The organism is Umboniibacter marinipuniceus, assembly GCF_003688415.1.
GTDB lineage: Bacteria > Pseudomonadota > Gammaproteobacteria > Pseudomonadales > DSM-25080 > Umboniibacter > Umboniibacter marinipuniceus.
In genome coordinates this window covers 1-7,429 of the sequence record NZ_REFJ01000009.1, presented here as the reverse complement: position 1 = coordinate 7,429, position 7,429 = coordinate 1, and the positions used below count along the sequence as shown (strand labels likewise).

The following is a 7,429-nucleotide window of genomic DNA, read 5'->3' as shown; positions in this document are numbered from 1 at the left end:
TCAACATCGCTAGAGTTAGCCAGTAGCTGCGCATCACTGAAGTTTAAGGTGCCATCTTCGTCAACACTGTAGCTGGTTGAACCCACTACTGGCGCATCGTTCACATCGGTCACCGTCAGATCGATGCTTGCGTCAGTGGTACCTGTGCCATCGCTGACACTGAAGGCAAGCTCTACACTGCCGTTGAAGTTCTCATTCGGTGCGAAGCTATAGCTGCCATCACCGTTGTCCGTGAACACACCATCCGTGCCGGTATAGCTAACGCTATCAATACTCAGTGTATCGCCTTCGATATCGGTGGCACCGGAGAGCAACTGCGTATCCGTAATCGTGATGGTGCCATCTTCGTCCACCGCGAAGCTTTGGTCGCTAACAACGGCTACATCATTAATAGGATTAACCGTGAGGTCTACGCCGCTCGATACGGTTTCCGTACCATCGCTGACATCAAAGCTCAGATCAATGTCACCATTGAAGTCCGCATCGGGGGTAACCGTAAAGGTACCATCGCCATTATCAGTGACCGTGGCGTTGTCACCCGCACTGACATTGCCCGCCGTGAGGTCATCACCATCAATATCACTCGCGTTCGCCAGCAGCTGTGCCTGGCTGAGGGTGATGGAACCGTCTTCGTCCACACTGTAGGCAACATTACCCGAGACAACCGGTGTATCGTTAACCGCTGTTGCACTCACGTCTGCAGTGGTGGTGGCCGTTGCGCCATCATCGTCAATCACCTGAACATCGATACTGACACTACCGTTAAAGTCCGCATTCGGCGCGAAACTGTAAGTGCCATCACCATTGTCCGTGAAGATACCGTCAGTGCCGGTATAGCCCACACTATCAATGCTTACCGTGCCATCTACATCGCTTGAGTTAGCCAGCAGCTGGGCATCACTGAAGGTGAGCGTGCCATCTTCTGCAACGCTGTAGCTGGTTGACCCGGCTATCGGGGCGTCGTTGACCTCCGCGACCGCTAGCTCTACGCTAGCGGAAGTCACTTCCGTCCCATCGCTGACATTAAAGCCAATAAGCGTATCACCGCTAAAGTCTTGGTTCGGCGCGAAGCTATAGGTACCATCTCCATTGTCGGTCAAGACACCATCGGTTCCCGAGTAACTGACCTCTACTACCGCTAAGCTATCGCCTTCAAGATCGGTCGCACCCGATAGCAATTGTGAATCCGTGAAGCTGATGAGGCCATCTTCGTTCATTGACAGCACAAGATTATCCACTTCCGCTGCTTCCTGCATTGCATTAACGGTTAAGTCAATGGCCGAGGTGGTTACTGACGAGCCATCAAAAATTTCAAAACTGATGGACAAATCACCATTAAAATTATCATCCGGCGAGATAGTGAAGGAGCCATCTCCATTCGCCGTTACCGTCGCATTTTCCGCAACCGACAAGTTAGTTGCGCTGAGTTCATCGCCATCGACATTGATGGCATTTGCGAGCAACTGTTCTTGACTGAAGGTGATCGCTCCATCTTCGTCAACACTGTAGGCTAAATTTCCGCTTACTAATGTTGCATCATCAACAGCGATGACTTGAATTTCAGCGTTAGCAGAAGTAACCAGTTGGTTATCATCAATGACCGCGACATCAAGATTAACCTGACCGACAAAGTTTTCGTTCGGTTCAAAGCTATAGGTTCCATCGCCGTTATTCGTCAGTACGCCATCGGCGCCAGAATACGAAACACTATCAATCGCTATCGCGCTATCTACATCACTTGAATTAGCAAGTAGTTGAGCATCGCTAAAGATTAGCGTGCCATCTTCGTTGACTGAATAGCTGGTGTTACCTGCTACCGGTGCGTCGTTAACAGCAATCACCGCGACCTCTGCAGTTGTTGTACTGCTGGCGCCATCATCGTCGATAATCGCTACTTCCAAGCTCACATTACCATTGAAGTTTTCATTCGGTGCAAAGCTGTAAGTGCCATCACTATTGTCGGTGAAGACGCCATCTGTTCCGGTGTAGGCTACGGAATCAACCAAGACCGTGCCATCGACATCAGTTGAATTAGCAAGGAGCTGTTCATCGCTAAAGTTCAAGGTGCCGTCTTCATCAACGGAATAGCTGGTTGAACCAGCAACAGGCGCGTCGTTAATATCAGTGACGGTGACATCAATTGCTGCTTCGGCAACTACGGTCCCATCACTGACGCCATAACTAAGCGCGACCTCGCCGTTGAAGTTTTCATTCGGTGCGAAGCTATAGGTGCCATCACCGTTGTCGGTGAATACACCATCGGTACCGGTGTAGTTCACGCTATCAATGCTGAGGCTATCACCATCAATATCGCTAGCATTGGCTAGCAGCGCAGCGTCATTAAAGGTCAGCGTACCGTCTTCGTTAACTGTGAAGCTAGCGTCGTTAACAGTGGCGGCGTCATTCGTCGGATTAACCGTCAATTCAATCGCTGTAGCGACTGAGTCAGAGCCGTCAGTAACATCGAAGTTAATGGCAATATCGCCGTTGAGATCAGCGTTCGGAGCTACGGTGAAGGTACCATCTCCATTGTCGGTAACCGTCGCATTCTCGGCACTCAAATTAATCGCATTAAGCGAGTCGCCCTCGACATCAGAGGCGTTAGCTAAAAGCTGCTCCTGACTAAATGTGATACTACCGTCTTCGTCTACGCTGTAGGCCAAGTTACTCGATACCGTTGGCGCATCGTTAACCGCGAGCGTCGTAACCTCCGCAATGGTGGTATCGGTAGCGCCATCGTCGTCAATAATGGTTACATCCAGGCTCACTTCACCATTGAAATTTTCATTCGGTGCGAAGCTGTAACTGCCATCGCCGTTATCGGTGAAGATCCCGTCAGTGCCGGTATAGGCAACAGAATCAACGGTAACCGTTCCGTCAACATCATTTGAATTAGCCAATAGCTGAGCATCACTGAAGTTCAGAGTACCATCTTCATCCACGGCATAGCTGGTTGAGCCCGCTACTGGAGCATCGTTGACGTCGTTCACGCTGATATTAATTGCAGCGTCAGTCACCTCTGTGCCATCACTCACACCGTAACTGAGCGAGACCTCACCGTTGAAGTTTTCATTAGGTGCAAAGCTGTAGCTACCATCACCGTTATCCGTCAGGACACCATCGGTGCCAATATAGTTCACACTATCAATCGCAAGTGCATCGCCATCAACATCAGTGGCATTACTAAGGAGCTGTGCGTCAGTGAAGATAAGGCTACCATCTTCGCTGACGGTGTAAGCTGCATCACTAACCACCGCAATGTCATTAACTGGATTGACGGTGAGGTCAACTCCTGCTGCCGCCACCTCTTCGCCATCACTAATATCAAAGTTTATGGTGATGTCACCATTGAAGTCAGAGTCTGGCGATACCGTAAATGTCCCATCTCCATTATCGGTAACCGTAGCGTTATCAGCGCTCAAATTCGAAGCGGTTAGCAGGTCTCCGTCTACATCACCTGCATTGGCAATAAGTTGGGCCTGACTGAACGTAATGCTGCCATCTTCATCTACGCTATACGCTAAGTTTCCTGATACAACTGGATAGTCATTGACGTGGATAGTATTAACCGTCGCAGTTGTTGCGTCTGTGGCGCCATCGTCGTCAATAACCAAGACGTCAATACTAACGCTACCGTTAAAATCAGTATTTGGAGCAAAACTGTAGGTTCCATCACCGTTATCGCTAAAGATTCCATCAGTACCTGAGTAGCTAACAGAACCAACACTAACGCTGCCATCAACATCGCTTGAGTTTGCTAGCAGCTGCGCATCGCTGAAATTCAGCGTACCGTCTTCAACCACCCAGTAACTGGTAGATCCTGCCACTGGCGAATCGTTAATATCTACAACATTTACTGAAGCGGTGGTGTAGTCGATCGCGCCGTCGTCATCACTGACTTGAATATCAAGCGACACATCGCCATTAAAGTTTTCATTTGGAGCAAAGCTATAAGAGCCACCTCCATTGTCAGTAAGGATACCGTCGGTACCGGTGTATGAGACCGAGTCGACGTTTAGCGTACCATCTACATCACTGGAGTTTGCCAGCAACTGAGCGTCACTGAAGTTTAAGGTCCCATCCTCATTAACCGAATAGCTAGTCGATCCGGCGACGGGCACATCGTTTACATCGGTCACAGCAATATCAATTGCCGCATCGGTGATGGCACTACCATCGCTCACACTGTAGTTAAGTGAAACGTCGCCGTTGAAGTTTTCATTTGGCGCAAAGTTATAAGAACCATCTCCATTATCAGTAAGAATTCCGTCGGTGCCTGAATAGCTCACACTGTCGATAGTAAGACTATCATTGTCTACATCACTCGCATTGGCGAGTAATGAAGCGTCCGTTATAGTCAGACTGCCGTCTTCATTGACTGTGTAGGCCGCATCACTGACTACCGCAACGTCATTCACTGGGTTGACGGTAAGGTCAATTGCCGTGGCAACCGTCTCGGCGCCGTCAGTTACATCAAAATTAACGGCTATATCGCCATTGAAGTCAGCATCCGGCACTAGGGTAAAGCTGCCGTCTCCGTTATCCGTGACTGTTGCGTTCTCAGCACTTAGATTAACCGCGCTAAGCGCATCACCATCCACATCCGTGGTATTAGCAAGTAGTTGTGCTTGGCTGAAGCTAATACTGCCGTCTTCATCAACGCTGTAGGCAAGATTGCCCGAAACTACCGGCGTATCATTCACTGCGGTTGCCGAAATCTCAGCGCTCGTAGTTGCCGTAATACCAGCATCGTCAATTACTTGGACGTCAAGGCTGACGTTACCATTAAAGTTGGTATTGGGGGCAAAACTATAGGTTCCGTCGGCATTATCGGTGAACACGCCATCGGAGCCTGAGTAACTCACCGAGTCTACACTAACCGTGCCATCCACATCCGAGGAATTGGCCAGAAGCTGCGCGTCGCTGAAAGTCAGCGTGCCATCTTCCGCTACCGAGTAACTGGTTGAACCGGCTACTGGAGCGTCATTAACTGCGGTAACATTTACGGCTGCCGTAGTGGTATCGGAGGCACCATCATCGTCGATAATTTGAACATCAATGTTCACATCACCGTTAAAGTTTTCATTTGGCGCAAAACTATAGGTGCCATTACCATTATCAGTTAGTACCCCATCGGTACCCGAATAACTTACGGACTCCACACTAACAGAACCATCCACATCCGATGAATTGGCTAATAATTGCGCATCACTAAATACCAGTGTTCCGTCTTCAGCTACCGAGTAACTCGTTGACCCTGCTACGGGCGCATCATTGACATCCTCTACCGAGACATCGGCAGTCGTAGCAGCGGTGGCCCCATCGTCATCAATGATTTGTACGTCAAGCGCAATATCACCGTTAAAATTGGCATTCGGAGCAAAGGTATAAGTGCCGTCACCGTTGTCGGTAAACACGCCATCGGTACCCGAGTAACTCACACTATCAACACTAACTGTGCCGTCTAAATCATCACTATTTGCAAGTAGGTCGGCGTCGGTAATGGTAAGCGTGCTATCTTCATCTACTGTCAGTGAGACAGCACCAGCACTCGGTCCATCATTAACCTCCGCGATCTCAATTCGATATTCACCCTCGGACCTTAAATCGCCGTCGCTGGCTACATAATGAATCGTGACATCACCCGTGGAATTCGCGTCAGGAATGAAGGTATAGTTTCCATTGCCATCATCGACAAGTTGGCCTTCCCCATCGACGATGCGAATATCCTCGATCGTTAAGGTATCACCGTCAACATCCGAGACATTAGCGAGTAGGTCCGCATCCGAGAATAAGATAACTTGATCTTCATTACTCTGGGTTACGAGCACCGAATCAACACTCGGAGCACTATTGGAAACCCCTGCATCAGTAGCTGGATTCACGCCAATCTGGGACTGTTCATCATAGCGAATACCATCCGAAACAACCGTCCACGCGAAGTCTACCGCGCCATTAAAACCGTCTGCAGGTGTGAACGTCCAAGTTCCATCGCCATTATCTACCAAATCGCCTTGAGTTCGATCGATAAGATGTACCAAACTGACGTCGTCGCCGGTATCCCCTTGCTCTGAGAGTCCAAGTAAATCAGCTTCGCTGATTACGATTGATTCTCCCTCGGTAACTAAGAGTTCGCTATAGACAACATCTACATCCATGTCATCCTCTGGGGTATCTCCGTAGTCGACGGTAGTTGCAGAGACGGTTACATCAAACGAGCCATTGTAGTTCTCGGGGGGCGTCATCACCAAGTTGGCAATGTCCCAACCCGTCACATCAGCATACTGCCCTTCCTCAGTAAAGGTGAAGGTGTTTACGCCGTCGGAAATTTGGAACCCAACCGGGAAACCAGATAGCGCTACATTAGAAAGCGACTCACTCGCGTCTAGTAGCGATACATCAAGACTTAACAGCCCATTAGAGTCCTCGGAAAATACAATCGGACCACTATGGTTCGTTGTAATCACTGCGCCATCGGCCACTGGACGAACATAAACCGGTAAATCCAGCGCCGATTCAGTAGAGCCGTCGCTAACGAGAACCTGAAGATCTGCAACCCCAGATAAATCACCATCCGGGGTATACGTCCACGTGCCGTCGCCGTTGTCCTCTAGGGACCCCGTTACATCGTCACCACTGGTTGTCACCACCCCACTAATAGTCAGCGAGTCACCATCGACATCATCGAAAAGGTCAAGTAATTCATCCGTAGAGAAGGTGACAGAACCGTCTTCTGTCGTCGCGAGATGCGCATTACCTGTACTAAATGCCGCATCATTAACTGGAATGACATCTACTTCTAGGGTTGCTTCCGTCTCCAATTCACCATCTGAAACTGTATAAGCAAGCTCGATCACGCCATTAAAGTCGCTAGCACCAATCAAGTTGTAGGTGCCGTTAGCATTCTGAGTCAGGGATGCTGTAGAGGGCTGTCTAACTTCGAGGTTACTAAGAGTAAGCGTATCACCGTCAACGTCAGAGGCATTCGCAATCAGTATTTGCGGATCGATAACTAGCGTGACATCTTCGTCCGTCGATAAACTAACATCACTCGCCTCGGGACCATCGTTAACGGCAGCAATGGCTAAATCAATACTTGCGTTAGTTACCGAGTCGCCATCTGAAACTGAGAAGTCCAGCCCTACTGAACCATTAAAGTTTTCATTCGGTACAAACGTGTAAGTACCATCGTTATTATCCGTAAAGGTGCCATCGGAACCCGAATAACTAACACCAGCAACACTTAGGTCATCGCCTTCGATGTCGCTCGCGCCCGCTAATAGATCTGCGTCCGTGAAGATGAGTGAAGTATCCTCTACTCCAGCTAAGCTGACGTCGCTAACAACGGCTACATCATTAATAGGATTAACCGTGAGGTCTACGCCGCTCGATACGGTTTCCGTACCATCGCTGACATCAAAGCTCAGAT

Annotated in this window: 1 protein-coding gene; it reads right to left on the bottom strand. The window is 49.3% G+C overall.

The window, feature by feature from the left end:
• The coding region (locus DFR27_RS12400; RefSeq protein WP_121877798.1) for a tandem-95 repeat protein at positions 1–7,429 on the bottom strand (7,429 nt) is incomplete at both ends.